Raw genomic sequence first — 15,154 nt, 5'->3', positions numbered from 1 at the left:
GTCCGAGGAGCCGCTCCACCAGTGCGCGCACGTCGCGCAGCGCCCGGCCCCGGGTGAGTCCCTCGGCGGCGACGAGGTGGCCCACCAGGTCGGCCCGGACGGCGCCGAGCAGGACGTGCGCGGTCCACGCGGCGTCCGGCGCGGGAGGCGCCTGGCCGGCGCGGGCGACGGCGTCGGCGAGGTGACGGGGCGGGAGGTCCTGCACGAGTCGCTGGAGCCCGGCGACGTGGAGCGGGCGCTGGCGGCGGCGATGCCGGTGGAGGTGGCGCGGATGCCGGTGCGGCTCGACGGCCTCATCGCCTCGGGTGCCGAGGACCGCGTCACGGACACGGTCGAACGCATCACCGGTCGGCCGCCCGGCGACCTCCGCACGGTGCTCCACCGCGACCTCCGTCCCTGAGATATTCCCGCGCCGTTCCTCCGGATTGCTCCAGGAACACCCCGTTATCCGCCCGCGCTGCAACGGGGTGACGAGAGGAGATCCGCCATGACGACCTCATGGGGCACCGAGGCCCTGGACCTGACGGCCTACCTGGACCGGGTGGGGGTGCCCGCGCAACCGCCGGACGGGGAGTACCTGGACCGGCTGCACGAGGCGCACATCAGGGCGTTCCCCTTCGAGACCGTGGACGCGCTCCTGGGCCGGGCCCCGGCGGTCGACGTCCGGGGCGTGCAGGAGAAGTTCCTGGGCGGGGGCCGGGGAGGGTACTGCTTCGAGCACGGGGTGCTGTTCGCGGCCGCCCTGGAACGGCTGGGCTTCGAGGTGCACCGGCGGCTGGGCACGGTCGGCCCCGCGGGAGAGAACGCCCGGACGCACCTGCTGGTCGAGGTCGTGCTGGACGGCCGGCGGCTGCTGGCCGACCCGGGGTTCGGCTCGGGCATGCGGCGGCCGATCGCGATGGAGGACGGGGCCCGGCGCAGCGGGGGCGGGATGACCTTCGGCCTCGCCCGGGTGCCCCGCGGGAGGTCGTGGGGCTGGGAGCTGCGCAAGCAGCGGGGTCAGGGGTGGGAGCCGCTGCACGTGACCCACGAGTCGGAGGTGTACCCGGTGGACCTGGTCGCGGGGAACCACTTCGTCGCGACCCACCCGGACTCGGTGTTCCGCAGGATGCTGGTGGTGACGGGCTTCCTCCCCGACGGGATCCACGCCAGCCTCACCCAGGACTCGGTCACCCTCCGCGCCCCGGGCTCCCCCACCCGGCACGGGGAGCTGGCGCCGGAAGACCTCGACCCGTGGCTGGACCGCCTCGGCGTGCGCCTTCCGGAGGACGACCGCGCCCTCCTCCACAAGCGCCTCGCCGGCCTCCCCTCCCCCACCTGACCGCCCGAACGGCTCCGCCCACGCGGCGCCGACGCCCCCGCCGCCCGGTCCGGCAGGGCCGTCCAGCCCCATCCCCGCACACGCGGGGCTGACCTCAACCATCTCGTCGCAGACGGGTGGGCGAACGGTCCACCCCCGCGTGCGCGGGGCTGACATCCACAGGGCGCGCTCGCGCTCGGGGGCGACTGGTCCACCCCCGCGTGCGCGGGGCTGACACGGTTCCAGCAGGCGCTGATGAGGCCGCGCCCGGTCCATCTCCGCGTGCGCGGGGCTGACGAGGAGGCGTGTGGCGCTCATGCGGCCACCGCCGGTCCATCCCCGCGTGCACGGGGCTGACCGGGCCGCATCGTGCGCCACCGGCCCCTGTCCCGGTCCACCCCCGCGTGCGCGGGGCCGGCGATCTCCCCGGGCACCGGGCGTGTGCGCCGACGGCTCCGGGTCATCGACCGCGCGCGGTGCACACCGGCCGGCGCGGCTCGCGGACCGGGTTCCAGCCGTCGTCGCCCTCCAGATAGGCCTCGGCGGTGTGCCCCACGGCCTCGGTCTCCCCCATCTGCGGCCGGTCCTCGGTGACCAGGGCGCCCGGACCCTTGTTGGCGTACTCGCGCAGCTCGAACTGACGCCAGCCGTTGCCCGAGGACATCGGGATCCAGCCCTGCTCCTTGAAGTGGCGGCCCATCCAGGAATCGCGGATCAGCGCCTGGGGCCGGGCGTCCGGATCGGAGCTAGGCACCCACGGACGGCCCAGGTAGACCGTCGCCGCCGGGGCGTCACCGGTGAAGCAGCTCTCGGTGAACAGGAAGCCGAACTCCTGCTCCGGCGGCGTGCTCGGCGCGGTCACGTACCCGTTGTCGGTATCGCTGCCCCGGTCCAGGGAGCGGATCTCGCACCCGTGGAAGACGGCCGTGGCCCGGCCGAAGACGAAGTCGACGTCACCCTCGACGTAGCAGTTCCGGTAGTACTGCCGCGAGACCGTCGCGGTGTCGGGGGAGTTGGCGTACAGCGTGTCCTGGTGGCCCAGGAAGCGCACGTTGTCGAACACCAGCCGGTCGCCGGTGGTGCGTACCGCGACCGCCTGCGTGGAGGTGATGTCCGGGTGCTCTTCGCGCAGGAAGGAGTTCGCGAAGGTCAGGTCGTAGGCGTGCACGTCGTCCCCGGAGATGACGACGCTGGCGCTGCCCGACGTCCCCCACGTGCCGCCGTCCGGCCTGGGCATGCCCGCCGCGCGTCCGTGGGTGATGACGACGTCCTTCGGATCGCCGGTCGCGCCGACCAGGGTGAGGTTCGGCTTGGAGGAGGGGATGACGACGGGCTCGTCGTAGACCCCCGCGCCGATCACCAGTGTCACGCGCTCGGTGGAGTGGGAGGGAGCGGCGTCGACCGCGTCCTGCACGCTGCGGTGGTCGCCGGAGCCGTCGGCCGCGACGGTCATCACGATGCTCTCATCGCTCATGGGGGTCACCTCGGAGGTCAGGGCAGGGGAGGCGGCGAACGCGACCAGGACGCCCGCGAGGGCGAGCGGCAGGGCCGTGAGTCGCAGCGCCGTGGTCGAGGGGGTGCGCAAGGGCTTTCCTTCCAGCGGGTCGGGGGGAGAGGAGGGCCTGGATGCCGGAGGTCAGACGGGGCGCTGGTCGGGCCAGGTCACCTCGGAGTCGGGGACGGCGTCGCCGAGCCTGCGCACGTGGCGCGGCGCGAGTACGCGCAGGCGCTTGAGCTCGGCGGCGACCAGGCGGGCGACCTCGATCGCGCCGTGCGCCTGGAAGTGGGTGTTGTCCCGGACGCCGTCGGGGTAGTTGGGATGCCCGCCCGGCTCCGACCACAGGAAGTGGCCCTTGGTGCCCTCGGGGCCCAGCCCGCCCCACAGTTCCAGGCTGAGCGCCGTGAGGTCGACGAGCGGCACACCCTCGCGCTCGGCGAGGGCGCGCATGGCCGCCGGGTAGTCGCCGTGGGACTCCCGGGGAGTGCCGTCGGCGGTGAAGCGGCGCCGCTCGACCGAGGTGACCAGCACCGGCCGGGCGCCGCGCTCCCGGGCACCGTCGAGGTAGGCGGTGAGCTGCTCCTGGTAGGTGCTCCAGGGCTCGGTGTAGCGGGCGGGGTCGTCGGACTTGGAGTCGTTGTGCCCGAAGGAGACCAGCAGGTGGTCGCCGGGGCGGATGTCGGCCAGGACGCCGTCCAGCAGGCCCAGGTCGGCGAAGCTCTTAGAGCTGGCCCCCGACAGCGCGCGGTTGTCCACGGTGGCCCCGCCGCCGAGGAAGAGGCCCAGGGCCTGCCCCCAACCGGCGCGCGGCGCCTCGTGGGCGGCATAGGTGGAGGCGGTGGAGTCCCCCGCGACGAAGAGGCGCGGTGCCCGGTCGGGCCGGGAGGGCGCCGCCCAGGCGGGGGCGCCGGCGAGGAGGGGCGCGGCGAGGGCGGTCGCGGAGACGGTGATGAAGCTGCGACGGAGCATGGGGCCTCTCTGGGGGAAAGCGCTTTCCAAAGCCACGGAAGTTGGCTGCAATCGCTTGCACGACCCTCCCCGAAACAGCGCTGTGACGTCAACCCCCTGACGGCGGTTTCAAGCAGGCCTCCGATGGCCCTCCCGGGGCGGGGCGGAGCTCCCGGGTTCGGAGGCACGGGTACGGGCCTCGTGGACGACGGCCGCTCGCGTCCTCGCGTCGCGAAGGACGCCCTCCCCGGCCCTCGGGAACCGGATGACGCGGTCCGCCCTCCGGCGGGTCCGGAGGCCCCGGGCAGGGGGCCTCCGCCCATGACGGCGTCGAAGGGGCCCGGGACCGGGGTCGGGGCCGCCCCGGCATCAGGCGAGGAGGTGGCGCAGCTCCTGGAGCGCGTACCACATGAGCTCGTGGTCGTCCGCGGCGCCGGAGTCCGGGTCGGCCACCGCCGCGGCGACGTCCGGGGCGGCCGCCTCGTCGTCGATGTGCGCGGAGGCCAGGCGCTTGTACGGGATCGAATCGCCGGTGATGCGGACGCGGACCACGTCCGGGCCCTCGCGGCCCTCCTCCTCGACCAGGTGGTCGGCCAGGTTCGCGACGAGCACGACGCGGCGCCGGGGGGCCGCGGGGTCCTGCGCCAGGAGGCGCAGCGACTCCTCGGCGGCCGCGTACATCGCCTCGTACTCCGCCTCCTCGTCGTCGGTGTCCGCCGCGAACGCCACCGGCACCCGGACCCTCCCCTCGTCGAGGACGGTCGCGAGGGCGGGGAGGGTGCTGGGCAGGAAGACGTACATCGCGGCTCTCCGGAAGGTGGGACGGTCACCCTGAAGTCTGCCGCACCCGTCAGGCGGCTTCGCGATCCGCCGTGAGGAAGCTCCGCAGTTCGCGCGTGGTGGTCGCCACGTCGGTGTGCAGGATGCCGGTCATCCCGAGCTCCTCGGCCGTGCGGACGTTGTGCTCCAGGTCGTCGATGAACACGCACTCCTGGGGCCGCAGCCCCATCCGCCGGCAGGTGTGCAGGTAGATGCGCGGTTCCGGCTTGCGCATCCCCACCTCGCCGGAGATGACCACCTCGTCGAAGGTGGTGTCGAAGTGCTCGCGCGGGTAGCCGTTCCCCCACGAGTTGGACAGGAGCGCCGTGCTCGCGCCCGAGCGGCGGGCGTCGCGGAGCGCCTCGTACATGTCGTGGACCGGGGCGAAGGAGGCGAACATGCGCTCGATGAGGCCCTCGGCGATCACCGGCCCCCCGTGGGTGGAGCGCAGCAGCGACGCCAGGTCGCGCTCGAAGAGCGCGGTGTCGATCTCCCCGCGCTCCAGCGCGTGCACCGGATTGTCGTCGACCAGGCTGCCGTCGAAGTACGGGGTCATGACCTCGTAGTAGTGCGCGGCGTCGATCCGGTCGGCGGTCAGCCAGGCCCGGATCCCGTCCGGGAGCGGGGGTGTGAGCACGCCTCCCCAGTCGGAGATGACTCCTCGGCGGATGCCGTCCATCCGATCCCCTCCATCCGTGTCGTCGTATCACCCGACCTCGGATGCCCGGGATCGGGCGGGCAACGGTTCTTCCCGTTCCCCGCCCGTTTCAACCCTTCCGCCCGATCGCCCCGCCCCGGCCCCTAGTAGGACAGGCCGGCGCCGAACTCGGCCGTGTCGGGGATCGACACCGGGAGCGTGCCGGTGGGCTCCACCTCACCCGCGATGACCCGGGCGGCGGCCGCCAGGGAGGCGTCGACGGCGGAGTAGACGGCGACGAACCCGTCCGCGTCCGAGGAGGCCAGCGAATACGGCCCGCCCTGGGACACGGCGACGGTGGGCGCCGTGGAGCGTCCGACCGGCGCCGTATTGGTCCCCACGATCACCGCGTCGGCGTCGCCGGTGACGACTTCGAGCCCCGCCTCGGTGAGCGCGGCGGCGAGCCGGTCGGCGTTGGTGCCCTCGACGCGCACCCGGGCGCCCGGGGCGAGCGGGAGGACCCCGTCGGTGTTGCGCAGCACGGTGGCGGAGGCGTCCGCCACGCGCTGGGCGGCCCCGGCGTGCTCCGGGTCGGACACGGCCTCCTCGGCCGCCGCCGGATCGACCGGGTCCGCCTCCAGGATGCCGCGCTTCTCCTTGAGGGAGAGGACGCGCAGCACGGATTCGTCGATGCGCTCCTCGGTGAGGCGCCCCTCCTCGACGGCCGCCTTGATCGCGGCGACCGCCGCGGCGGGGTCCGGCGGCATGAGCAGCTGGTCCACGCCCGCCTCCAGGGCCAGGACCGCGTTCTCCCCGTCGGAGTGGCGTTGCCGCACGCCCTCCATGTTGAGGGCGTCGGTGGTGACCACGCCCTCGTAGCCGAGCTCGTCGCGCAGGATGCCGCCGATGATCTCCGACGACAGGGTGGCGGGCTCGTCCGGGTCCAGCTGCGGCATGAGCACGTGGGCGGTCATGACCGCGTCCACGCCCGCCTCGACCGCGGCGCGGAACGGCGGCAGGTGCTCGGCCTCCCACCGGTCGCGCGGCAGGTCGATGACGGGCAGCCCGGTGTGGCTGTCCACGTCGGTGTCGCCGTGCCCCGGGAAGTGCTTGACGACGGGGACGATCCCCTGCCCGGCGTAGGCGTCGGCCTCGGCGAGCGCCATCTCGGAGACCAGGTCGGGCTCGGAGCCGAACGAGCGGATGCCGATCACCGGGTTGGCCGGGTCGGTGTTGACGTCGGCGTCGGGCGCGTAGTTGAGGTTGATCCCCAGGGCGGCCAGCTCGGCGGCGGTCGTCGTGGCGCGCAGCGCCGCCAACTCGGGGTCTCGGGTGGCGCCGACGGCCATGGCGTCGGGGAAGCGGGTGCCGACCGGCAGCCGCACCACGAGCCCCTGCTCCTGGTCCACTCCGACGAACAGCGGGGTCTGGGAGAGCTCCTGGACCCCGTTGGAGAACTCGGCGATCTGGGCGGCGCCGGTGAGGTTGGCGTCGAAGTAGATGATGCCGCCAGGGCGGTACGCCTCGATCTGGGCGGCGTTGTCGGCGGCCGTGGTGCCCTGGGCGGTGAGCACCAGGAGCTGGCCGATCTTGGCGTCCAGGTCCATCTCCGCGAGCAGGCGCGGGGCCAGGACCGGCTCGAAGGGCGGCTCGGACGGCGACGGTTCTTCGCGTGGCGAGGTGTCCTCCTCCTGGGGTGCCGTGGTGCAGGCCGTGAGGGCGAGCAGGGCGATTCCCGCGCAGGCCAGGGCTCGGGTGACGGGGCTTCTCATGTGGGACTTCATCTCCGGCGGATCGCTGGTCCGCCGGAGACTACCCCCTCGGCGGGGGTGGTCGGAACACCACGGCCGGCGCGCGGCGCGGCGCGCCGACCGTACCGTTCAGGCCCAGGTGAAGAGGGTCTCGCCGTTGTCCACGCCGCCCTCGGCGACGGAGCCCAGGTCGCCGGGCGCGGCGTCCAGGGCGACGACCGGGACCACTGCGGGGAGCCCGCGCGCGGCCACCGACCCCGGGGACCAGCGCACGACGGGCGTGCCCGCCGTCACCTCGGCGCCCTCCCCGAGCAGGAGAGTGAACCCCTCGCCCTTGAGTTTGACCGTGTCGATGCCCAGGTGGACGAGCACGCCCCGGCGCTGGTCGGGCGCCATCACCACGAAGGCGTGGGGGTGCAGTTTGACGAGGGTGCCGTCGATGGGGGCGGTGACCTCCTGGGTGCCCTCCTGCCCGCCCTCCTGGCCGGGCTCGGGGTGGACGGCGACGCCGGGCCCCACCATCCCCTGGGAGAACACCGGGTCGGGCACCGTCTCCAGGGGGAGGGCGGTGCCGCGGACGGGGGACGACACGCTGAGGGATCCGTTGAGGTCTGGCATGGGGGCTCTCTTCCCTGTCAGGGGGATTTCATCCGGACCGACGGGAAACGGGCCTGCGTTCCACCCGTCGCCCGGCGCGGTGTCCGCCGTCGCGGCCGCCCGCGCTACCCGTCGATGATGTCCCGGATGTCGTCGGTGAGGGAGTCGGCCTCGGGGCCGACGACCACCTGGACGACGTTGCCGGAGATCAGGACGCCGTGCGCCCCGGTGTTCTTCAGGGCCTGCTCGTCCACCAGCGACGCGTCGGAGACCTCGGTGCGCAGGCGGGTGATGCACGCCTCGATGTCCTCGATGTTGCCCGCGCCGCCCAGACCCGCGACGATCGCCGCTGCCTTGTCCGCCATGTGTCGTCCTCCTGCTGTGCCGTGGGGACCGCTACGTCCCCGTGGGGGGAGCTTAGGGCTCCGGGACCCGGGGCGCCAGGCACCGGGTCCCGGGCGCGGCTCAGGCCGTCTGGGTGACCTTGTTCAGGCCCCGGGGGACGTCCGGGTTGTAGCCCAGGCGCCGGGCCAGCCGCTCGGTGAGGAGCTGGGCGGGGACGATGAGGTTCATCGGGGAGACCCACTCGGGCACGTCCGGGACGGGGACGGACAGGTCGCTGGCCGCGGCCAGGGCGGACCCGCCGCCGAAGCCGAACACCGGGGCGCCGGCCGAGCGGGCCCGCTCGGCCAGGGCGACCGTGCCCGCGAGGGTGGGGCCGTCGGGGGCGGCCACCAGCAGCGCCGGGGTGCGCGGGTCGACGACCGCGATCGGGCCGTGCAGCAGGTCGGCGTAGGACAGGCCCATGGCGTGCAGGTAGCAGGCCTCCTTCAGCTTGAGGGCGGCCTCCAGGGCGGTGGAGAAGGCCATGCCGCGCCCGGAGATCACCGCCCCTTGCACCGCGACCATGCGCTCGACGATCTCCTCCAGGGAGTCGGTGGGCGCGGCGAGGGTCTCCTCGATGGCGTCGGGCACCCGGTCCAGGTCGGCCGGGTCCAGGTCGGCACCCAGGCCCAGGGCCAGCACCGCGAGGGCGGCGAGCTGGGTGTTGTAGGTCTTGGTGGCGGGCACCGCGACCTCGTTCCCGGCCCGGGTGACCAGGGCGACGTCGGCCTCGGCTGCCAGCGGGGAGTCGGCGCCGTTGGTGACGCCGACGGTGCGGGCGCCGCAGTCGGCGGCCCAGCGCATGGTCTCGACGATCTCCTCCGTCTTGCCGGACTGGGAGATGGCCACGGCCAGGACGTCGGACAGGTCGATCTTGGAGCCGTAGGCGGTGGCGATGGAGGGCGAGCCCAGGGTGGCCAGCCGGCCGGCGTGGGCCTGGAGGAGGTAGCTCCCGTACACCGCGGCGTTGTCGGAGGAGCCGCGGGCGATGAAGAGCACGTGCTTGGTGGCGCGTCCCAGGGCCGCGATCTCCGAACGGAGCGGGAGCAGCTCCGCGAAGGTGCGGCGCAGCGCGTCGGGCTGCTCGGCGATCTCGGAGCGCATCACGCTCGTCGTGGTGGTCATGAGGGCCTTCCCTGCTCGTGCCGGGTGCCCGGCACTCCCGTGAAGTGGTGCGAACCGCCTGCCGTTGGGTGGATTGACACGCGGACAGAGCTATGGTCTAGTCCGGACTATACCAGTGGCTCCGGGATTGTCCCGATACCCGGGGTACAGGAGGATGTATCCCGCGCTCACGGAGCCACCGCGTCACAGGAGACCGACCACGACCGAACCGGGAGCGCACCGCACCACCCCGACCCGTCGCCGACCGAGAAGGCCACCCGCACCCATGCCGATCGACCCCAGCAACCCGCTGCCGAAGTACGTCCAACTCCGCGACCTGCTCCTGGACTGGATCACCGAGGCCGGACTGGGCGTGGACGACATGATCCCCTCAGAGCGGGAGCTGAGCGCCTCCTACGGTCTTTCCCGCATGACCGTCCGCCAGACCATCGACCTGATGGTCTCGGAGGGGCGGCTGTACCGGGTCCCCGGCAAGGGGACCTTCATCGCACGTCCCAAGATCGAGATGTCCCTGGTCCTGGCCTCGTTCAGTGAGGACATGCGCGCCCGCGGGTACGAGCCCGGGGCGCGCGAGCTCATCCGCCAGGTCATCCCGGCCAGCGGGCACACCGCCCGCATGCTCGACATCGAGCCGGGCACCCTGGTGCACCACATCGAGCGGATGCGCACCGCCGACGACGAACCCATGGCCGTGGAGCGCTCCAACATCCCCGCGGCCATGGTCCCCGGTCTCGAGGACTTCGACCTCGCGGAACGCTCTCTGTACGAGGTCCTGGAAAACGAGTACGACATCCTGTTGGATTCCGGGGAACAGACCATCGAGGCCGGGATCTGCGACTCGGCCGACTCCCGCCTCCTGGGCCTGCCCGCTGGAAGCCCGGTGCTGGTGATGCAGCGCCGCAGCTTCACCAAGGGACAGTGCGTCGAACTGGCCCTGTCCACCTACCGCGCCGACCGGTACCAGCTGCACTCGCGGCTGGACCCGCGCCGGCACGGCGACTGACCCACCCCCGCGCCCACAAGGCGCAGGTCCGAGGGAAGGACCCCCCCTTTGAGTTCGGACAACACACCGGCCACGGCAGCCGCGGCCGGCACCCCCAAACGCTCCTCCTCCGCGCTGGCCACCCTGCAGCGCTTCGGCCGCAGCCTGATGATGCCCATCGCGGTCCTGCCCGCGGCGGCCATCCTCCTGCGGCTGGGGCAGAACGACCTGCTCGGTGCCGACGGCCTGGCCTCGATCAACGGCCTGGCCTGGATGCAGCGGGTCGCGGACGTGGTGGGAGCCGCAGGCGACTCCCTGTTCCAGGCGATGCCGCTGCTGTTCGCGGTCGGCGTCGCCATCGGGTTCGCCAAGCGCGCCGACGGGTCGACCGCCCTGGCCGCCGTGGTGGGCTACCTCGTGTTCGACCGGGTGTCGAAGCTGCTCTTCTTCCAGGGCGGCAGCGAGGTCGGTGAGCGGGTCACCCTCGAATCGGGCGGCGAGTTCATCGTCAACTGGGGTGCCAAGAACCCGAGCGACGTGCTCGGCGGCATCGTCATCGGCCTCCTGTCGGCGTGGCTGTGGCAGCGCTACTACCGGATCAAGCTCCCGACCTGGCTGGGCTTCTTCGGCGGGCGCCGCTTCGTCCCCATCCTCATGGCGGGCGTGGGCATCCTGGTGGCCGTGGCGTTCGGGCTCATCTGGCCGCTGATCGGCTCCCTGATCAACTCCCTCGGCGAGTGGATCATCGGGCTGGGCGCGGTCGGGGCCGGGATCTACGGCGTGATCAACCGCCTGCTGCTGCCGCTGGGGCTGCACCACATCGTCAACTCGGTCGTGTGGTTCGTGTTCGGCTCCTACACCGACCCGGAGACGGGCGACGTGTACCTGGGCGAGATCAGCCGCTACCTGGCCGGGGACCCGGACGCGGGCGGCTTCCTGTCGGGCTTCTTCCCGGTGCTGATGTTCGGCCTGCCGGGTGCGGCGCTGGCGATCTGGCGCTGCGCCCACCCCTCCCAGCGCACCAACATCGGCGGCCTCATGATCGCCGCGGCGCTGACGGCCTTCGTCACCGGCATCACCGAGCCGATCGAGTTCGCGTTCATCTTCATCGCCCCGGTCCTGTTCGGCGTGCACATCGTGCTGACGGGCATCTCGATGGCGGTGCTCAACGCCCTGGACACCCAGTTGGGCTTCGGGTTCTCGGCGGGCCTGATCGACCTGTTGCTCAACGCCACGAAGTCCAATACCCAGGGCCTGTGGATCATCCTCGTGATGGGCGTCGCGTACTTCTTCCTCTACTACTTCGTGTTCATGTTCCTCATCAAGAAGATGAACCTGCCCACCCCGGGCCGCGAGCCGGCGGAGGGGGCCGAGGCGGCCGCCTCCGCGGGCGCCGACGGCCCCGGCGGGCCTGCCCCGAAGCGGTCGGGCTCCGGGGACGGGGACTGACCGGTCCGTCCGCGGCGCGGGCCCGCACCCTCCCGGGTGCGGGCCCGCACCCGTTCACGCCGCAGGTCCGTCCCCCGCGCCCCGCCCCCTGCGGCGCACCCGGGCGGGAACGGCCGCCGCTCCAGAACCGCCCGGGGCGGCGGACGCACCCCGCCGGGGAACATCCCACGGGCCGCGGTCGTGGCGGCGCAACCGGGGTGGGGCAGCGGCCTTCCTGTCAGCCAACGCCTCTCAGGCCGCCCGCCAGGAGCGGCGGACGCCGCACCCCGTCCGGGAGCGCCCACCGGCCGCGGGGCGCAACCCGGGCGGCCGGCCTCCCGTCAGCGACCGCTTCCCGGACCGCCCTCCGGAGCACCGGGAGCGGCAGCGCACCCGGGCGGGAACGGCCGCCGCTCCAGAACCGCCCGGGGCCGGGAACACGTGTGGGCGCGGTCCCCTCGGGGAGCGCGCCCACAGGCGTGTTTCAGCGACGGCTACCGGTTGGCCGGGTCACCGTGGCACTTCTTGAACTTCTTGCCGGAGCCGCAGGGGCACGGCGCGTTGCGGGAGACGCCCGCGTACTCGTCGTTCTCCTCGCTGTGGCGCTCGACGGAGCCGTCCTCGCTCGGCGCGGAGTACTGGAGGCGGCTGGGCTGCCCCTCCCCGAAGCCCGGGACCACCACGTCCTCGGCGGCACCGGCCTCCTCGGTGGGCGCCTCGGCCTCGGCGGCCTCCGCGTCCTCGTCCACGGCGGTGGCCACGGTCCCGGCACCGGAGCTCCCGCCCACGGTCGCGGCCGTGGTGGCGGCCGCGGCGGCGGTGAGCTTGGGCTCCTCCTTCTTGCGGACCTGCACCTCGAGGTTGAAGAGGTAGCCGACCGACTCCTCCTTGATGGCCTCCAGCATCTGCTGGAACATGTCGAAGCCCTCGCGCTGGAACTCGATCAGCGGGTTGCGCTGGGCCATCGCGCGCAGGCCGATGCCCTCCTGGAGGTAGTCCATCTCGTAGAGGTGCTCGCGCCACTTGCGGTCCATGACCTGGAGGATGATGCGGCGCTCGACCTCGCGCATCGCCTCCTCGCCCAGCTCGGACTCGCGAGCGTCGTAGGCGGCGAGGGCGTCCTCGACCACCCGGTCGGCGATGAGCTGACCGGTGAGGGTGTGCAGGTCGCCGTTCTCCTCGATGAACTCGTCCACCGTGAAGCTGATCGGGTAGACCTGCTTGAACGCGCGCCACAGCTTGTCGAGGTCCCAGTCGGCCGGGTCGCCCTCGGCGGTCTCCTCCGTGACGTAGCCGCGCAGGACCTCCTCCAGCATGACCAGCACCTGGTCGCGCAGGTCCTGGCCCTCCAGGACCTTGCGGCGCTCGGCGTAGATGACCTTGCGCTGCCGGTTGAGGACCTCGTCGTACTTGAGGACGTTCTTGCGGATCTCGAAGTTCTGGGTCTCGACCTGGCCCTGGGCGGAGGCGATCGCCTTGCTGACCATGCCGGACTCGATGGGCTGGTCGTCCGGGATGTTCAGCTGGTTCATGAACACCTCCAGACGGCTGCTGTTGAACAGGCGCAGCAGGTCGTCCTGGAGGGACAGGTAGAAGCGGGACACACCCGGGTCGCCCTGGCGGCCGGAGCGGCCGCGCAGCTGGTTGTCGATGCGCCGGGACTCGTGCCGCTCGGTGCCGAGCACGTACAGGCCGCCGAGCTCGACGACCTTCTCGTGCTCCTCCTCGTACTCGGACTTGGCCTTCTCCAGCGCGTCCGGCCAGGCCGCCTCGTACTCCTCGGGCGTCTCCAGCGGGCTCAGGCCGCGCGCCTGGAGCTCCTCGTCGGCGAGGAAGTCCGGGTTGCCGCCCAGCATGATGTCGGTACCGCGGCCGGCCATGTTGGTGGCGACGGTGACCGCGCCGAGCTTGCCCGCGCGGGCGATGATCGCGGCCTCACGGGCGTGGTTCTTGGCGTTGAGGACCTCGTGCGGGACGCCCTCGCGCTTGAGCATCCGCGACAGCAGCTCGGACTTCTCGACGCTGGTGGTGCCGACGAGGACCGGCTGGCCCTCCTCGTGGCGCTCGGCGATGTCCTCGGCGACCGCCTGGAACTTGGAGTCCTCGTTCTTGTAGACGAGGTCCTTGACGTCCTCGCGGATCATCGGCTTGTTGGTGGGGATGGGCACCACGCCGACGCCGTAGGTCTGGTGGAACTCCGCGGCCTCGGTCTCGGCGGTACCGGTCATGCCCGCGAGCTTGTCGTAGAGGCGGAAGTAGTTCTGGAGCGTGATCTTGGCGAGCGTCTGGTTCTCGTCCTTGATCTTGACGCGCTCCTTGGCCTCGATGGCCTGGTGCATGCCCTCGTTGTAGCGGCGGCCCGCCAGGACGCGGCCGGTGAACTCGTCGACGATGAGGACCTCACCGTCCTTGACGATGTACTCCTTGTCGCGGCGGTACAGCTCCTTGGCCTTGAGGGAGTTGTTGAGGAAGCTGATCAGCGGGGTGTTGACGGCCTCGTAGAGGTTGTCGATGCCCAGCCAGTCCTCGACCTTGGCCACACCGGACTCGGTGATGCCGACCGTGCGCTTCTTCTCGTCGACCTCGTAGTCCGTGTCCCGCTTGAGGCGGGGCGCGATCTTGGCGAACTCGCCGTACCAGCGGGAGTTCTGCTCGGAGGGGCCGCTGATGATGAGCGGGGTGCGCGCCTCGTCGATGAGGATCGAGTCGACCTCGTCGACGAGGGCGAAGAAGTGGCCGCGCTGGACGGTGTCCCGCAGGGACAGCGCCATGTTGTCGCGCAGGTAGTCGAAGCCGAACTCGTTGTTCGTGCCGTAGGTGATGTCGGCCTGGTAGGCCTTGCGGCGCTCGGCCGGGGTCATGTTGGGGCTGACCACGCCGACCTCGAGGCCGAGGAAGTGGTAGATGCGGCCCATGTTCTGGGCGTCGCGCTTGGCCAGGTAGTCGTTGGTGGTGACGACGTGGACGCCCTTGCCCGCGAGCGCGTTGAGGTAGACCGCGAGGGTACCGGTCAGGGTCTTGCCCTCACCGGTCTTCATCTCGGCGATGTTGCCCAGGTGGAGCGCGGCACCGCCCATGAGCTGGACGTCGAAGTGGCGCTGGCCCAGGGTGCGCTTGGCGGCCTCGCGGACGGTGGCGAACGCCTCCGGGAGGAGGTCGTCGAGGGACTCGCCGTCCTCGTGGCGTTCCTTGTACTCCCGGGTGAGGTCCCGGAGCTCCTCGTCGGAGAGGTCGACGTACTCGTCCTCGAGCGAGTTGATCTGGTCCTTCAGCTTGTTGAGCCGGCGCAGGATCTTTCCCTCACCCGCGCGCAGGAGCTTGCTGAGTATCCCTGGCACTTCCTATGCGCTCCTCGCAGATCGCGGTTGGCTCCACGGCACGCGTGGAGATCAGATCTAGGCCCGCTGACCGCTGTCCCGTGGCCGCGGAGGGCGGCGGGGGTCCCTGGGCCCTCGGGCCTACATCCTAGAGGACGTGCACCCTGTACCCGGTCCGCTCGGCGACGGAGGGACGGGAGGCCCTTTCCCCCAGGTGAACGATCGAAACAGCGGAGAATGTTCCCCTCGCACGTACGGGCGCCCCGGTGCCGTGCGCACCCGGCGCCGGAGATTCACACCGTTTTCCAACCGTCGCGGGCGGGCGGGCGGGCCGCAGCCCCGCCCGGTGGACGGCCCCCGTCCGCCGG

General features: G+C 72.2%; 13 protein-coding genes. 4 read left to right on the top strand and 9 right to left on the bottom strand.

Translation table 11 applies throughout. From position 1 onward, the window contains the following. The first annotated feature begins 76 nt into the window (after window positions 1-76). Both ACFVNO_RS03355 and ACFVNO_RS03350 read left to right on the top strand, forming a co-directional pair. Entirely contained in the window at window positions 77-400 is a 324-nt protein-coding gene (locus ACFVNO_RS03355; RefSeq protein ID WP_378888833.1) for a hypothetical protein, read from the top strand. 87 nt (window positions 401-487) lie between these two features. Continuing rightward, on the top strand, window positions 488-1,321 hold the full coding sequence (locus ACFVNO_RS03350; protein WP_378888830.1) for an arylamine N-acetyltransferase: 834 nt from the start codon (window positions 488-490) through the stop codon (window positions 1,319-1,321). Window positions 1,322-1,760: 439 nt separating this feature from the next. Here the strand turns inward: ACFVNO_RS03350 and ACFVNO_RS03345 are convergent, their stop codons facing one another. The 8 genes from ACFVNO_RS03345 to ACFVNO_RS03310 form a co-directional block, all read right to left on the bottom strand. Then, a complete protein-coding gene (locus tag ACFVNO_RS03345; RefSeq protein WP_378888827.1) occupies window positions 1,761-2,885 on the bottom strand; it encodes a pectinesterase family protein in 1,125 nt (374 codons plus the stop codon). A 51-nt stretch (window positions 2,886-2,936) separates the two neighbouring features. Continuing rightward, complete coding sequence (locus ACFVNO_RS03340) at window positions 2,937-3,767, bottom strand: rhamnogalacturonan acetylesterase (RefSeq protein WP_378888824.1); 831 nt, start codon at window positions 3,765-3,767, stop codon at window positions 2,937-2,939. Between the two features lie 348 nt (window positions 3,768-4,115). Beyond that, entirely contained in the window at window positions 4,116-4,547 is a 432-nt protein-coding gene (locus tag ACFVNO_RS03335; protein ID WP_220565075.1) for a DUF6912 family protein, read from the bottom strand. A gap of 49 nt (window positions 4,548-4,596) precedes the next feature. Further along, window positions 4,597-5,244: an HAD family phosphatase gene (locus ACFVNO_RS03330; protein ID WP_355256812.1), complete on the bottom strand. Its 648-nt coding sequence runs from the start codon at window positions 5,242-5,244 to the stop codon at window positions 4,597-4,599. Window positions 5,245-5,366: 122 nt separating this feature from the next. Next, window positions 5,367-6,974 carry a glycoside hydrolase family 3 protein gene (locus ACFVNO_RS03325; RefSeq protein ID WP_378888820.1) on the bottom strand — a complete coding sequence of 536 codons (1,608 nt, stop codon included), beginning with the start codon at window positions 6,972-6,974 and terminating at the stop codon, window positions 5,367-5,369. Window positions 6,975-7,082: 108 nt separating this feature from the next. Beyond that, window positions 7,083-7,571 (bottom strand): PTS glucose transporter subunit IIA, encoded by a 489-nt coding sequence (locus ACFVNO_RS03320; protein WP_220565072.1) that lies wholly within the window; start codon window positions 7,569-7,571, stop codon window positions 7,083-7,085. 104 nt (window positions 7,572-7,675) lie between these two features. Then, window positions 7,676-7,915, bottom strand: coding sequence for a glucose PTS transporter subunit EIIB (locus ACFVNO_RS03315; protein WP_220565071.1), 240 nt, complete (start codon window positions 7,913-7,915; stop codon window positions 7,676-7,678). A gap of 100 nt (window positions 7,916-8,015) precedes the next feature. After that, entirely contained in the window at window positions 8,016-9,059 is a 1,044-nt protein-coding gene (locus ACFVNO_RS03310) for an SIS domain-containing protein (protein WP_220565070.1), read from the bottom strand. Between the two features lie 265 nt (window positions 9,060-9,324). Here ACFVNO_RS03310 and ACFVNO_RS03305 point away from each other — a divergent pair, with 265 nt between their 5' ends. Together ACFVNO_RS03305 and ACFVNO_RS03300 are read left to right on the top strand one after the other, a co-directional pair. Then, window positions 9,325-10,062, top strand: coding sequence for a GntR family transcriptional regulator (locus ACFVNO_RS03305; RefSeq protein ID WP_220565069.1), 738 nt, complete (start codon window positions 9,325-9,327; stop codon window positions 10,060-10,062). A 48-nt stretch (window positions 10,063-10,110) separates the two neighbouring features. Continuing rightward, complete coding sequence (locus tag ACFVNO_RS03300) at window positions 10,111-11,490, top strand: PTS transporter subunit EIIC (RefSeq protein WP_355256802.1); 1,380 nt, start codon at window positions 10,111-10,113, stop codon at window positions 11,488-11,490. Window positions 11,491-11,963: 473 nt separating this feature from the next. On the opposite strand, the gene secA is transcribed toward ACFVNO_RS03300, so the two are convergent. Then, entirely contained in the window at window positions 11,964-14,807 is a 2,844-nt protein-coding gene (gene secA, locus ACFVNO_RS03295; RefSeq protein ID WP_355256799.1) for a preprotein translocase subunit SecA, read from the bottom strand. Window positions 14,808-15,154 lie beyond the last annotated feature (347 nt).

The sequence above is a fragment of the Nocardiopsis sp. NPDC057823 genome, assembly GCF_042797335.1.
In the GTDB taxonomy this organism is placed as follows: Bacteria; Actinomycetota; Actinomycetes; order Streptosporangiales; family Streptosporangiaceae; genus Nocardiopsis; species Nocardiopsis changdeensis.
Note: the sequence above shows the minus strand (reverse complement) of the source record. Positions and strands in the feature narration are given on the sequence as shown.